Source organism: Corallococcus sp. CA041A, from assembly GCF_003612075.1.
Classification (GTDB): Bacteria; Myxococcota; Myxococcia; order Myxococcales; family Myxococcaceae; genus Corallococcus; species Corallococcus exiguus.
The window spans coordinates 1-14,268 of record NZ_RAWF01000023.1 but is presented as its reverse complement, the minus strand read 5'-3'; the positions used below and the strand labels follow the sequence as shown (position 1 = coordinate 14,268).

Annotated in this window: 11 protein-coding genes; all 11 read left to right on the top strand. The window is 69.6% G+C overall.

The features are described from left to right. The first annotated feature begins 14 nt into the window (after positions 1–14). Positions 15–1,415, top strand: a complete 1,401-nt coding sequence (gene murF, locus D7V77_RS06675) for a UDP-N-acetylmuramoyl-tripeptide--D-alanyl-D-alanine ligase (protein ID WP_120575427.1) — start codon at positions 15–17, stop codon at positions 1,413–1,415. Further along, positions 1,415–2,593 (top strand): phospho-N-acetylmuramoyl-pentapeptide-transferase, encoded by a 1,179-nt coding sequence (gene mraY, locus D7V77_RS06670; RefSeq protein ID WP_120575426.1) that lies wholly within the window; start codon positions 1,415–1,417, stop codon positions 2,591–2,593. Before murF ends, mraY begins: the two co-directional genes overlap by 1 nt. A 32-nt stretch (positions 2,594–2,625) precedes the next feature. Further along, entirely contained in the window at positions 2,626–3,996 is a 1,371-nt protein-coding gene (murD, locus tag D7V77_RS06665) for a UDP-N-acetylmuramoyl-L-alanine--D-glutamate ligase (RefSeq protein ID WP_120575425.1), read from the top strand. Between the two features lie 5 nt (positions 3,997–4,001). Continuing rightward, complete coding sequence (gene ftsW, locus D7V77_RS06660; protein WP_120575424.1) at positions 4,002–5,165, top strand: putative lipid II flippase FtsW; 1,164 nt, start codon at positions 4,002–4,004, stop codon at positions 5,163–5,165. Continuing rightward, positions 5,162–6,313: an undecaprenyldiphospho-muramoylpentapeptide beta-N-acetylglucosaminyltransferase gene (gene murG, locus D7V77_RS06655; RefSeq protein WP_120575423.1), complete on the top strand. Its 1,152-nt coding sequence runs from the start codon at positions 5,162–5,164 to the stop codon at positions 6,311–6,313. The genes ftsW and murG overlap by 4 nt, the downstream gene beginning before the upstream one ends. After that, positions 6,310–7,734 carry a UDP-N-acetylmuramate--L-alanine ligase gene (gene murC, locus D7V77_RS06650; RefSeq protein ID WP_120575422.1) on the top strand — a complete coding sequence of 475 codons (1,425 nt, stop codon included), beginning with the start codon at positions 6,310–6,312 and terminating at the stop codon, positions 7,732–7,734. The genes murG and murC overlap by 4 nt, the downstream gene beginning before the upstream one ends. Before the next feature lie 3 nt (positions 7,735–7,737). Continuing rightward, positions 7,738–8,670: a UDP-N-acetylmuramate dehydrogenase gene (gene murB / locus D7V77_RS06645; protein ID WP_120575421.1), complete on the top strand. Its 933-nt coding sequence runs from the start codon at positions 7,738–7,740 to the stop codon at positions 8,668–8,670. Next, complete coding sequence (locus tag D7V77_RS06640) at positions 8,667–9,623, top strand: D-alanine--D-alanine ligase (RefSeq protein ID WP_120575420.1); 957 nt, start codon at positions 8,667–8,669, stop codon at positions 9,621–9,623. Before murB ends, D7V77_RS06640 begins: the two co-directional genes overlap by 4 nt. Positions 9,624–9,757: 134 nt before the next feature. Continuing rightward, entirely contained in the window at positions 9,758–10,615 is an 858-nt protein-coding gene (locus D7V77_RS06635) for a cell division protein FtsQ/DivIB (protein ID WP_120575419.1), read from the top strand. A gap of 41 nt (positions 10,616–10,656) precedes the next feature. Further along, entirely contained in the window at positions 10,657–11,892 is a 1,236-nt protein-coding gene (gene ftsA, locus D7V77_RS06630; protein WP_120566811.1) for a cell division protein FtsA, read from the top strand. A 341-nt stretch (positions 11,893–12,233) separates the two neighbouring features. After that, a partial coding sequence (locus D7V77_RS06625) for an Ig-like domain-containing protein (RefSeq protein ID WP_233596731.1) occupies positions 12,234–14,268 on the top strand: 2,035 nt, incomplete at its 3' end.

Sequence of the window (14,268 nt, the reverse complement as noted above, 5' to 3'; positions counted from 1 at the left end):
CACCCCCCCCCTCCATGGCCGTTCGATTCTCCGATGACGAGGTGGTGCAGGCGACGGGTGCGACCCGGCGCGGGGAGCCCGTGGAAGCGGGCTTTCCCGCCGTCTGCACCGACACGCGGTCGCTCACCCCCGGGTGCCTCTTCGTGGCGCTGCAGGGCGAGCGCTTCGACGCCCACGACTTCGTGGACGGTGCCCAGCGCCAGGGAGCGGCCGGGGCGGTGGTGAAGCGGGGGAGGGCGCTGCCGGCCCTGCCCCCGGGCTTCGCGTTGTACGAAGTGGATGACACCCTGGCCGCGCTGGGCGGCCTGGGCGCGCTGCACCGCCGCCGCTTCCAGATTCCGGTGGCGGCGGTGGGGGGCTCCAACGGGAAGACGACCACCAAGGAGATGGTGGGCGCCATCCTGGCCACGCGGGGCCCGGCGCTGAAGACGGAGGGCAACTTCAACAACGAGGTGGGCGTCCCGCTCACGCTCTTCCGGCTGGAGCCGTCCCACGTGGCGGCCGTCATCGAAGTGGGGATGAACCAGCCGGGCGAAATCGAACGGCTCACCCGAAAGGTCCAGCCGGACGCCGGTGTCATCACCGTCGTCCAGCCGGAGCACCTGGAAGGGCTGGGCAGCCTGGAGGGCGTGGCGGAGGCGGAAGGGGAGATGTTCCGCGAGCTGCTGCCCCAGGCCACTGCTGTCGTGAACGTGGACGACGCGCTCATCGTGCGCCAGGCCGCGCGCAGCGGCGCGAAGCACCTGACGTTCGGCCGGGCGGAAGGGGCGGACGTGCGCCTCACGGCGGTCCACACGCTGGGCCGCGACGGCATGGTGGCCACCGTGCGCTACCAGGGGAAGGACTGGCCGGTGCGCCTGCACTTCGTGGGGCCGCACAACGCGCAGAACGCGACGGCGGCGTTCGCGACGGCGCTGGCCCTGGGCTACTCCCCGGAGGAGTGCGTGAAGGGCCTGGAGTCCGCGCGTCCGTACGCGCGCAGGCTCAACATCGTGGATGGCAGGAACGGCATCACGGTGGTGGACGACTGCTACAACGCCAACCCGGCCTCCATGGAGGCCGCGCTCGTCACGCTGGGCACGCTGGTGCCGGAAGGCGGCCGGGCGGTGGCGGTGCTGGGCGACATGCTGGAGCTGGGCGCGGGCGAGGCGGAGGAGCATGCCCGGCTGGGCGAGCTCGTCGCGCGGCACGCGAAGCTGGTCGCGTTCTTCGGCCCCCGGTCCTCGGGCGGTCTGGGCAGCGCGGACATGGGAGATTCCGCCGCCCATTTCACCGAAGTGGAGCCATTGGTGGCGTGGTTGACGCCCCGGCTTTCGCCCGGTGACGTGGTGCTGGTGAAGGCCAGTCGCGGCATGCGATTGGAGCGCGTGGTGGCGGCCCTGACGGGCGCGGCACCCCCCGGAGGGAGTCACTAGTGCTGTACCTTCTGTACGAGCTCATCCAGAACACCGAGGCCGGGCGCGTCCTCAACTTCCTGCGCTACCCGACCTTCCGCATCATCGCCGCGGGCGTCTTCGCCCTGCTCCTGGGGATGCTCATCGGCCCGCGCCTCATCGCGCGGCTGCGCTTGAAGCAGCACGGGCAGAGCAACGTGCGCGAGGACACCCCGGACAGCCACCAGAAGAAGAAGGGCACGCCCACCATGGGTGGCGCGCTCATCCTCATCAGCATCGCGGCGGGCACGCTGTTGTTCGCGGACCTGAAGTCCCGCGGCGTCTGGGTGATGATCCTCCTCACCTTCAGCTACGGCTTCATCGGCTTCCTGGACGACTGGCTCAAGCTGTCCAAGCGCAACTCCAAGGGTCTGGCCGGGCGCAAGAAGATGGCGCTGCAGACGCTCTTCTTCCTCATCGCCATCTTCGGCCTGATGTGCACGTGGACGAAGGCGGACGGCTCCTTCGGGCCCACGCTGCTCATCGACACGCGGCTGACGCTGCCGTTCGTGCCGTCCCATTGGTTCAACCCGGACCTGGGCTGGTTCTACGTGGTGTTCGCGTGGGTCGTCATCGTGGGCACGTCCAACGCGGTGAACCTCACGGACGGCCTGGACGGCCTGGCCATCGTGCCCACCATCGTGTCGGCGGTGACCTTCTGCGTGCTCTGCTACGTGGCGGGCACCACGCTGCACATCGCGGACACGGAGACGGTGAACGGCGTCACGAGGCTGACCGCCACGCCGCTGTACCGCTACCTGGGCATCCTCCAGGTGCCGGGCGGCGCGGAGCTGGCCGTCTTCTGCGCGAGCATCGTGGGCGCGGGCATCTCCTTCCTCTGGTTCAACACCTACCCGGCGTCCGTGTTCATGGGCGACATCGGCTCGCTGGCCCTGGGCGGCGCGCTGGGCGGGCTGGCCGTGTTCTCCAAGAACGAAGTGGTGTCCGCCATCATCCACGGCATCTTCTTCGCGGAGGCGCTCTCCGTGATGATCCAGGTGACGTCCTTCAAGATGACGGGCAAGCGCGTCTTCAAGATGGCGCCCGTGCACCACCACTTCGAGCTCAAGGGCATGGCCGAGCCGAAGATCATCGTGCGTTTCTGGATTGTCGCCATCCTCTGTGGTGGCGTGGCCCTGCTGTCCCTGAAACTGCGCTAGTCGCTTTGCCCCCATCGAGGTCGGCCCACCCCATGAATCCCTCGCTGTCCGGTCGGAATGTCGCGGTGTTCGGGCTGGCCAAGAGCGGCGTCGCGGCGCTGCGGCTTTTGGTCCAGCAAGGCGCGAAGGTGACGGCGCTGGACGCGCGCTCCGAGGACGCGCTCGGCGACGTCGCGAAGGAGCTGCACGCGAAGGGCGTGACGCTCGTCACCGGCGCCACGCCCCCGGGGCTGCTCACCCGCCAGGACCTGGTGGTGGTGAGCCCGGGCGTGCCGCTGTCCCTGCCGGAGCTGGAGGCCGCGCGCACGTCGGGCGTCCCGGTGTGGGGCGAGGTTGAGCTCGCGGGCCGCCTCCTCACGGGCACCCGCTTCCTGGGCATCACCGGCACCAACGGCAAGAGCACCACCACGGCGCTCACCGGAGAGCTGTACGCGAAGGCGGGCCTGCGCACCTTCGTGGGCGGCAACCTGGGGCGCCCGCTGGCCGAGGCCGCCATGTCCCCCGGGGACTGGGACGCGCTGGTGGTGGAGCTGTCCAGCTTCCAACTGGAGGGCATCCACCAGCTGAAGCCCACGGGCTCGGCCATCCTCAACCTCACGCCGGACCACCTGGACCGCTACGCCAACCACGCCGTGTACGGCGCGGCCAAGGCGCGCATCTTCATGAACCAGGACGGCGCCAGCGACTTCGCCGTGGTGAACGCGGACGACGCGGCGGTGATGGGGCTGGCCGCTTCCGCGCGCGTGCCCGTGTACGGCTTCAGCCTCACGGGCCGCCCGGTGGTGGACGCGCCGAAGCTGGCGGGGCTGGCCATCGCGCGGCCCGGCGGCTTCGAGCTGGAGTTCGCGGGCGAGTCCTACACCCTCACCAACCGCTCGCTCCGGGGCGCGCACAACGCGCAGAACGCGATGGCGGCGGCGCTGCTGGCCCGGCTGGGCGGCGTGGCGAAGGACGCGGTGCAGGCGGGGCTGGACAGCTACCCGGGCCTGGCGCACCGGCTGGAGAGCGTGCGCGTGCTGGACGGCGTGGAGTGGGTGAACGACTCCAAGGCCACCAACGTGGACTCCGTGCTGGTGGCGCTCAAGGCCTTCGCTGGCGACGTGTGGCTCATCGCGGGCGGCAAGGGCAAGGGCGCGCCGTACGCGCCCATGGTGGAGGCGGGGCAGGGCAAGGTGAAGGGCGTGCTCACCATTGGCCAGGACGCGGACGCGCTGGCGCGGGCGTACGCGAACGACGCGCCGGTGCACGCGTGCGGCACCTTGGACGCGGCGGTGGCGAAGGCGCGTGAGGTGGCCAGGGCGGGGGACACGGTCCTGCTGTCCCCGGCGTGCGCGTCGTACGACCAGTTCAAGAACTTCGAGGACCGGGGCGACACGTTCAAGCGCCTCGTCGGGGCGCTCTGACCGTGATGAAGACCTCTCCTCCGACCGCCCCCGTGCGGTTCGATCCGATTCTTCTCTGCGCGGTGCTGGCGCTCGTGACGCTGGGCCTGGTGATGACGTACTCGGCGAGCGCCGTGCTCGCGCAGGACAAGCTGGGCGACAGCCTCTACTTCCTCAAGCGCCAGCTGTCCGCGGCGGGCCTGGGGCTGGTGGGCATGGCGGTGGCCATGAAGCTGGGGTGGCGGAAGCTGGCGCGGCTGGCGTACCCGCTGCTGCTCGTCGCCATCGTGCTGCTCATCGCGGTGGCCATCCCCGGCATCGGCACCACGGCAGGCGGCGCGCGGCGGTGGATCCGCCTGCCGGGCTTCAGCCTGCAGCCGGCCGAAATCGCCAAGTTCGCGTGGCTCGTCTACCTGTCCTATTCGCTGGCGAAGAAGCGGGAGAAGGTGGCCACGTTCTCCATCGGCTTCCTCCCGCACCTGGCCCTGTGCGGCATCCTGGTGTTCTTATGCATGCTCCAGCCGGACTTCGGCAGCAGCGTGCTGCTGGTGTTCATGCTCTTCGTGCTGCTGTTCGCGGCGGGCACGAAGTTGTCATACCTGGTGGGCTCCATCCTGCTCGCGCTGCCGCTGGCCTTCGTCGCCATCGCGACCAGCCCCTACCGCATGAAGCGCATCCTCGCGTTCCTGGACCCGTGGGCCCACCGGCACGACGTGGGCTACCAGGTGGCGGAGTCGCTGATGTCCATCGGTTCCGGCGGCATCACCGGCCTGGGCCTGGGGGACGGCCGGCAGAAGCTGTTCTTCCTGCCGGAGGCGCACACGGACTTCATCTTCTCCATCCTGGGTGAGGAGCTGGGGCTCATCGGCGTGGGGCTGCTGGTGGTGCTGTACGCCATCGTCCTGTGGCGCGGCATCCGCGCGGCCCTGGCGGCGGGGGAGACGTTCGGCACGTACCTGGGCCTGGGCATCAGCTCCATCATCGCGTTCCAGGCCACGGTGAACATGTGCGTGGCCATGGGCCTGTTGCCCACGAAGGGCCTGACGCTGCCGTTCGTGTCCTACGGCGGCACGTCGCTGGTGGTGCTGATGGGCTCCGCGGGCGTGCTGCTGTCGCTCAGCGCGAACACGCAGGGCGCGTCGCGGCCGGTGCGCGCGGGCACGACGGACCTGCGGGAGGTGACGGCGTGAAGGTGCTCATCGCGGGCGGCGGCACCGGTGGCCATCTGTTCCCGGGCATCGCGCTGGCGGAGGAGGTCGTCACTCGCCACCCCGCCAACGAAGTGGTGTTCGTGGGCACGGAGAAGGGCCTGGAGGCGCGCGTGGTGCCCAAGGAGGGCTACCCGCTGGAGCTGGTGAAGGTGCAGGGGCTCAAGGGCAAGGGATTCATCGGCCTGCTCAAGGGGCTCATCGCGCTGCCCATGGCGTTCCTCGCGTCGTTCCGCATCCTGTCGCGCCACAAGCCGGACGTGGTGGTGGGCGTGGGCGGCTACGCGAGCGGCCCGGTGGTGCTGGCCGCGTGGCTGATGGGCATCCCCACCGCCATCCAGGAGCAGAACGCGCTGCCCGGGTTCACCAACAAGGTGCTGGGCCGCATCGTGAAGGTCGTCTTCACCTCCTTCGAGGAAGCGCGCAACCACTTCCCGGAAGCCAAGGTGCAGATGATTGGCAACCCCATCCGCAAGAAGCTGATGGACAACTACCTGCGCAGCAGCTCCGCGCACGAGAAGTTCTCCGTCCTCATCTTCGGCGGCAGCCTGGGCGCGCGCGGCCTCAACAACCGCGTGCTGGAGGCGCTGGACTCGCTGGGCGACGTGAAGGGGCAGCTCGACATCGTCCACCAGACGGGGAAGCTGGACCTGGAGAACGTGACGAAGGGCTACGCGGACAAGGGCTTCGCGGACGTGGCGCAGGTGGTGGAGTTCATCGACGACATGTCCTCCGCCTACGCGAAGGCGGACCTGGTCATCTGCCGGGCGGGCGCCACGTCCCTGGCGGAGCTGACGGTGTGCAAGAAGCCCAGCATCCTGGTGCCCTTCCCGCACGCCACGGACAACCACCAGGAAGTGAACGCCCGGGCGCTGGTGGACGCGGGCGCGGCCATCATGTTCCGCGAGTCGGAGCTCACCGGGCAGAAGCTGGCGGAAACGCTGCGCGGCCTGATGACAGACCCCGCGAAGCTCAAGCAGATGGCGAAGAAGGCGGGCATCTTCGGCCGCCCCGCCGCGGCGAAGGAGCTGGCGGACGTGTGCGTGGACCTGACCACCCAGGCCTGGGGCCCGGGCGGACGGGACCGCGGACAGAAGGACGTGAAGAAGGCACCCGGGAGCAAGGCATGAGCAGCAAGACCGTCAGCAACAAGCCCGGCAGCCTCTTCAAGACGCGCCACGCGGCACACGTGCACTTCGTGGGCGTGGGCGGCATCGGCATGAGCGGCATCGCGGAGGTGCTGCTCAACCTGGGCTACCGCGTCTCCGGTTCGGACCTGCGCGAGAGCGACATCACCCGCCGCCTGGCGAAGCTGGGCGCCACGCTCTACGAGGGCCACAAGGCGTCCAACCTGGTGCACGCGGACGTGGTGGTCATCTCCTCCGCGGTGCGCAAGGACAACCCGGAGGTGGTGACGGCGCGCCAGCGCAAGATTCCCGTCATCCCTCGCGCGGAGATGCTCGCGGAGCTGATGCGCCTGAAGTACGCGGTCGCCGTCGCCGGCAGCCACGGCAAGACGACGACGACGTCCATGGTGGCCACGGTGCTGTCCGCGGCGGGCCTGGACCCCACGGCGGTGGTGGGCGGCAAGGTGAACGTGCTCGACTCCAACGCCAAGCTGGGCAAGAGCGAGCTGATGGTGGTGGAGGCCGACGAGTCCGACGGCAGCTTCCTCAAGCTGCACCCGTCCATCGCGGTCGTCACGAACATCGACCCGGAGCACATGGACCACTACGGCGACCTGGAGACGCTCCAGTCCGCCTTCGTGGAGTTCTGCAACCGCGTTCCCTTCTACGGCCTCAACGTGCTGTGCCTGGACAACCCCAACGTCCAGGCCCTGCTGCCGCGCATCGAGAAGCGCTTCGTCACGTACGGCAGCTCGCACATGGCGGACTACCGGCTGGAGGGCATCTCCCTGGACGGCTTCACCACCACCTTCCGCGCCTTCCGCCGCGACGAGGACCTGGGCGAGTTCCGCGTGCGCATGGTGGGCGCGCACAACGCCTTCAACGCGCTGGCGGTGGTGGCCATCGCGGAGGAGATGGACATCCCGCTGGAGACGGTGCGCTCCGCGCTGGCGGAGTTCGGCGGCGTGCAGCGCCGCTTCACCGTGCGCGGCGAGGTGGGCGGCGTCACCGTGGTGGACGACTACGGGCACCACCCCACGGAAGTGATGGCCACGCTGTCCGGCGCGCGCCGCGCCTTCGGCCGCCGGGTGGTGGCCGCCTTCCAGCCGCACCGCTACACGCGAACGCACGACCTGATGAAGGAGTTCGCCACCGCGTTCAACGACGCGGACGTGCTCTTCGTCACCAGCGTCTACGCGGCGGGCGAGGAGCCGATTCCCGGCGCCACCGGCGACGCGCTGGCGGAGGCCATCCGCGCGCACGGCCACCGCGACGTGACGTTCGTGGAGAAGCGCGCGGACGTGGCGAAGGCGCTCCACGAGCGCGTGCTCGAGGGCGACCTGGTGCTCACGCTGGGCGCGGGCGACATCACCCAGGTGGGCCCCGACCTGCTCAACCTGATGGGCGCGGCGAAGGGCGGGTAGGGGATGCAGGCGGGCGAGGTGACACCTCTGGCGGCGCGCGTGGCGCGGCTGCCGGGCCTGGACGTGAAGCCGGGCGAGCCCCTGGCGCCGCTCATCAGCGTGCGCGTGGGCGGCCCCGCGGAGGCGCTGGTGCGTCCGCGCTCTCCGGACGCGCTGGTGGAGCTGCTGCGCCTGTCCCGCGACGAGGGCATCCCCGTGACGGTGCTGGGCGGCGGGGCCAACACGCTGGTGGGTGACGGCGGCGTGTCGGGGCTCACCGTGAAGCTGCCCCCGGATTTGTTCCCGGAAGGACTGGACGTGGGCCCGGACGACGGCCGGGTGACGCTGGGCACGGGCGCGGCCATTGCCCGGCTGGTCAACGTGATGCGCGCGCAGGGCCTGGTGGGCGCGGAGTTCCTCGCGGGCATCCCCGGCACCCTGGGCGGCGCGGTCACCATGAACGCCGGCACCAAGAACGGCGAGTGCTTCCGCGTGGTGGAGGCCATTGAAGTCGCCACCGCGGACGGGGTGGGGTGGCTGGACAAAGCGCAGGTGCCTCACACCTACCGTCACGCCACACTGCCCGCGGGAGGTATCGTCACCCGCGTGCGCTTCCATCTTCCCAAGGGCGATGTCGTGGCCAGCAAGGCGGCCATGGACGCGGACCTGGGCTACCGCAAGCGCACGCAGCCCTTGAGTCAGCCCAACTTCGGCAGCGTGTTCACCAACCCGCCGGGCGACCACGCCGGGCGGCTCATTGAACTCGTGGGCCTGAAGGGGCACACCCTGGGGCGCGCGCAGGTGTCCACCCTGCACGCGAACTGGATCGTCAACCTGGGCGGCGCTGCCGCTCGGGACGTGCGGGGCCTCATCACCCTGATGCAGGAGCGGGTGAAGGAAGCCACCGGCGTCGTCATGCACCCCGAAGTCAAATTCGTCGGAGTCTTCCTTCCATGAGCATCGGTCCCCGAGGCTTCACCCCCGCTGAGTTGAAGGCGAAGCGCGTCGGCGTGCTGTACGGCGGCCTCTCCAGCGAGCGCGAGGTGTCCCTGCGCACGGGCGCCGCGGTGACGGGCGCCCTCAAGGGGCTGGGCTACGACGTGGTGGAAATCGACGTGGGCAAGGACCTGCCCGCGCGCCTCATCGCGGAGAAGGTGGACGTCGCGTGGCTCGCGCTGCACGGCCGCTTCGGCGAGGACGGCTGCATCCAGGGCCTGCTGGAGGCCATGTTCATCCCCTACACCGGCAGCGGCGTGATGGCCTCCGCCGTGGGCATGGACAAGGTGTACGCGAAGGAGATCTTCGTCGCGCGCGGCATCCCCACGCCCCCCTACCGCGCCTTCGACTCGGCGGAAGCCGCGCTCGCGGAAGGTGACCGGCTGCCGTTCCCCTTCCCGGTGGTGGTGAAGCCCAGCCGCGAGGGCAGCAGCGTGGGCGTGCACATCTGCAAGACGCGCGAGGACTACACCGCCGCCGTCCAGGACGCCTCGAAGCACGCGGGCACGCTCCTGGTGGAGCAGTTCATCAAGGGCCGGGAAGTGCAGGGCGGGGTCCTGGACAACGAAGCGCTGGGCGTCATCGAAGTGAAGGCCGCCCGCGAGTTCTACGACTACGAAGCGAAGTACAAGGCCGGCAGCGGTACTCAGTATCTCTTCCCCGCGCCGCTGCCCCCGGACCTGTACGCCCGCGTCAACGAGGTCTCCCTGGGCGCGCACAAGGCGCTGGGGTGTTCCGGCGGCTCGCGCTCGGACGTCATCGTCACGGAAGGCGGCGACGTCTTCCTGCTGGAAATCAACACGCTGCCCGGAATGACGGCCTCCAGCCTCCTGCCCAAAATCGCGGCGGGGCGGGGCATCGACTTCCCGGCCCTCTGTGAGCGGCTGCTCCAGGGCGCTTCGCTCAAGGCTTGAGCCGCTCCGCGTTCTTTCCTGGAGTTCCGGTCTCTTGCAGGCCGGGGTGGTCCCCCCACGCCGCTACAGCGACGTGCCTGTAGCCAAAAACTGGCGTGGTTCGACGTCCGCACGCAGCATGCGCCTCCCTAGTCATGGCCTTCGGAAAATCCAAGAATCGCCGCCGCCTGGACGCCGCACCGCGCAATGACGCGGTGACGGGCGCGGTCCGTTCGCACGGGCCGTCGGTGGCGAAGGCGCTGGGGTTGGCGGTGGCGACGGCGGGGCTCATCTGGGGCGGCATCGAGCTGCGCGCCTGGGCGGTGGTGTCGCCGCGCTTCGCGCTGGAGTCGGTGAACTTCTCCGGCCTGGAGCGCGCGTCGCGCCCGGAGCTCCTGAAGCTGTCCGGGCTGACGGCGGGGCAGAACCTGTGGACGCTGGACCCGGCCGCGCTGGCGCGGTCCATGGGGCAGCACCCCTGGGTGCGCACGGTGGAGGTGACGCGGCGGTTTCCGCGCGGCGTGTCCGTGGAGGTGACGGAGCACGCACCCGCGGCGCTGGCGGTGCTGGGCGACCTGTACGTGCTGGACGAGGAGGGCGAGCCCTTCAAGCGCGTCACCCCGGGGGACGGGCTGGACTTGCCGCTCGTCACGGGCATGGAGCGCGACGCGTACGTGGCGGACCCGGACGCGGTGCGTTCGAAGTTCCGCGACGCGCTGGATGTAACCCGTGCTTATGCGCGGTTGTTGCCCGGGCGATCCGAGCGGCTTTCTGAAGTGCGCCTGGAGAACACCGGGCTTGCGCTGGTGACGGCGACGGGGCAGGAGGTGCGCCTCGGTGCTGGCGATACGGAAGTCAAGCTCCAGCGGCTGGCGCGCGTTCGACGCGAGCTCAGCACAAGGGGGCTTGCGGCCGCGATCATTCGCTTGGATAACCGTGCCCGACCGGGTTGGGTGGCGGTGAGGCTTTCGAGTGGGTCCGACTCCGTGCGGAGCGGGGACTCGACGCAGTGAGGATGCTTCCTTCACGAAAGTGAGGGAGCCTGGGAGGATTCATGGCGAAGCAGAAGTCGGGGGAGATCATCGTCGGCCTCGACATCGGCACGACGAAGATCTGCGCCATCGTCGGCGAGCTGACCGATAGCGGTATCGACATCATCGGTATCGGCACGCATCCGTCGAAGGGATTGCGCAAGGGCGTCGTGGTCAACATCGAGGCCACGGTGTCGTCCATCCGGCGCGCCGTGGAGGAAGCCGAGCTGATGGCCGGGGCGGAGATCTCCCACGTCTACACGGGGATCGCCGGCGGCCACATCAAGGGCTTCAACTCCCAGGGCATCGTCGCGGTGAAGGACAAGGAGGTCCGCGACGCGGACATCGCGCGCGTCATCGACGCGGCGAAGGCGGTGGCCATCCCGTTGGACCGGGAGGTCATCCACGTCCTGCCTCAGGAGTTCATCATCGACGACCAGGGCGGCATCAAGGAGCCCCTGGGCATGGCCGGCGTGCGCCTGGAGGCCAAGGTGCACATCGTCACGGGCGCCGTCTCCAGCGCGCAGAACATCGTCAAGTGCGCCAACCGCACGGGCCTGAACGTCTCCGACATCGTGCTCCAGCCGCTGGCCTCCGCCGAGGCGGTGCTGAGCGAGGACGAGAAGGAGCTGGGCGTGTGCCTCGTCGACATCGGCGGCGGCACCACGGACATCGCCATCTTCTCCGGCGGCGCCATCGTCCACACGGCCGTCATCGCCCTGGGCGGCAACAACCTGACGAGCGACATCGCCATCGGCCTGCGCACCCCCGCGCACGAGGCCGAGCGCATCAAGCAGAAGTACGGCTGCGCGCTCGCGTCCATGATCAACAAGGACGAGACGATTGAAGTGCCCAGCGTGGGTGGCCGTCAGCCGCGCGTCCTGGGCCGGCAGATCCTCTCGGAGATTCTTGAGCCGCGCGTGGAGGAGATCTTCCAGCTGGTGCACCGGGAGATCCAGAAGTGCGGCTACGAGGACCTGCTCGCGTCCGGCATCGTCATCACGGGCGGCAGCACGCTGCTCGCGGGCATGCCGGAGCTGGCGGAAGAGGTGCTGGGACTGCCGGTGCGCCGGGGCATGCCGCGCGGCATTGGCGGCCTGGTGGACGTGGTGAAGAGCCCCATGTACGCCACGGGCGTGGGCCTGGTGGTCTACGGCGCCAAGCACATGGACCGCCGCATGTTCCGCATCCGCGAGGACGGCAACGTCTACAAGAAGGTGAAGGGCCGGATGCGCGAGTGGCTGGAAGAGATTTTCTAGTCCGGTTTCCGGCGTCCGTAACGCGCTGAGCCAGGGGGTCCCTTCGGGGGCCCTTTCGCGTTTCTGGGGGCTGTGTTCGGGAACTGGATTGACGTGTCAGAGGGGAACGCTGACGCGTCCGTCCTGGACGCGGACATTTTCCAGATTCCGGAATCTGGATCCTGCTTCCGGACTCTCGCCCTGGGTACGGGCAGCCAATCGTGCAAGTTCCAGGATTTGGACGGTTCGGGAATTCGACAGAGGATGGCTTCCGGCTTGCTATGGGAGCCCGTGGCTCCCGGAACGGATTTCTCCGTTCCTGGTGAGCCTCTGACCTTATGACTCCACAAAAGACTTCGCGGTTGCTGACGCCCCTCACGGGACTTCGCCGCTCGGCCGCGGGCCTGTTGGCCCTGCTGTGTGCCGTGCTGATGGCGCCACCCGCCTACGCTGAACCCGACACCTTCGGTCTGGGCAACGGTTCGGATGGCCCGCTGACGGTCAACGCGGCCAACACGGTCGTCAACACGTACACGCGACTCCGGGCGAACGCGGCTGTGGGGGCCACGTCCGTGGGCGTGGTGGACACAACCGGTTTCGCGGTGGACGACCTGGTGATGATCTACCAGTCCACCGGCTTCACGGGCACGGTCACCTCCAGTGCGACGGGCCCGTTCGACTTCACGACGAACGCGGTGGGCAACTGGCAGTTCGTGCGCGTGACGGCGCTCACAGGCAATACGCTGACCTTCACCGACACGCCGCTCACGGCGGCGTTCTCGGGCGGCACGAACGCGACGGCCACCCGCACCTCGGCGCAGGCCATCCGGGTGCCGGAATACACGACCGTGACCATCAACGCGGGCGCGAGCATCGTCGCCCGGCCGTGGTCCAGCGCGGATATCAACGACACCGTGGGTGGCGTCGCCATCTTCTTCGCGACGGGGACGGTGACGAACAACGGCACCATCTCCGCCACGGGAGCGGGCTTCCGCGGCGCGGAGTACTTCAACAGCAGCGGAGACAACTGCGCCGCGAACGCCTATGACCTGTCGCAACCCAATGGCGGCGCCATGAAGGGCGAGGGGCCCGTGCCCGCCCGTTACAAGCCGCCTACGGTGTTCTTGCAGACCGCGCCGATCTCGGGCCGCGGCAACATCCTCAACGCCGGTGGTGGCGGCATCTGCCACAACTCCGGTGGTGGTGGCGGTGGCAACGGCGGCGCGGGTGGTATCGGCGGTCGGACGTGGACCGGTGACACCGCTCCGGCGCGTCCGGTGGGCGGCCTCCCCGGTGGCCAGATGCTGTTCAGCCCGGCGACCCGCGTCCTGTTCGGCGGCGGTGGTGGCTCGGGTCACGGCAATGACGAAACGGGCACCGGCGGCGGAAACGCGGGCGGCATCGTCTTCGTGCGCGGCGCGGCGCTCGCGGGAGCGGGCAGCATCACGGCGGACGGCGTCTCCGCGGCGAGCTCCCAGAACGACGCGGCGGGTGGCGGTGGCGCGGGCGGTACCCTCTCCCTGCGGTTCACGGGCGCCCTGGCGTGCACGGGTGCCGGCACGCTGTCCGCGAAGGGCGGCAACGGCGGCAACAGCACCTTCGTGGAGTCGCCGCACGGCCCGGGCGGCGGCGGCGGCGGCGGCAACATCCACATGCAGGCCAGCGCCTACTCCTGCCCCGCGTCGGTCGCGGGAGGCGCGGCGGGTACCCAGCCCACGGCGACTGCTCCGGATGGCGCGACCTACGGCTCTGCGCTGGGCAACCCGGGTGTCATCACCCAGGGCCCGGCTCCCACCGTGCTCACCCCGGCCAATGGTTCGTCCACGTCGAACACCACGCCCCCCATCACGGGCACGACGCCGAGCCCGAATCAAACCGTCCGCATCTACATCGACGGCCAGCCCCAGCCCATTACGGTGACGTCCGACGCGTTGGGCAACTTCACCTTCACGCCGGCGGTGCCCCTGAGCGTGGCCGCGCACACCGTCTACGCGGTCACGGTGACCGCTGGCGTCGAGAGCGCCCCGAGCAATACCAACACCTTCACCATCACCGCCGCGGCGACGCCGACGGTGGCCATCACCACGCCGGCCAACGGCTCGACGGTGACGAACCCCACCAACGTGGTGGTGTCCGGCACGGCGGCGAACGCCACGTCCGTCACGTTCACGCTGGGTGGGCAGAGCTACGGCCCCGTCACGGTGACGGGCGGCAACTGGACGTTCACGGTGCCCGGCCCGCTGGCCAATGGCTCACAGACGGTGTCGGCGGTGTCCACCAACGGCACCACGAACAGCACGGCCGCGACCAGCACCTTCACGGTGGCCGGTCCGACGGTGGCCATCACCGCGCCGGCCAACGGCTCGACGGTGACGAACCCCACCAACGTGGTGGTGT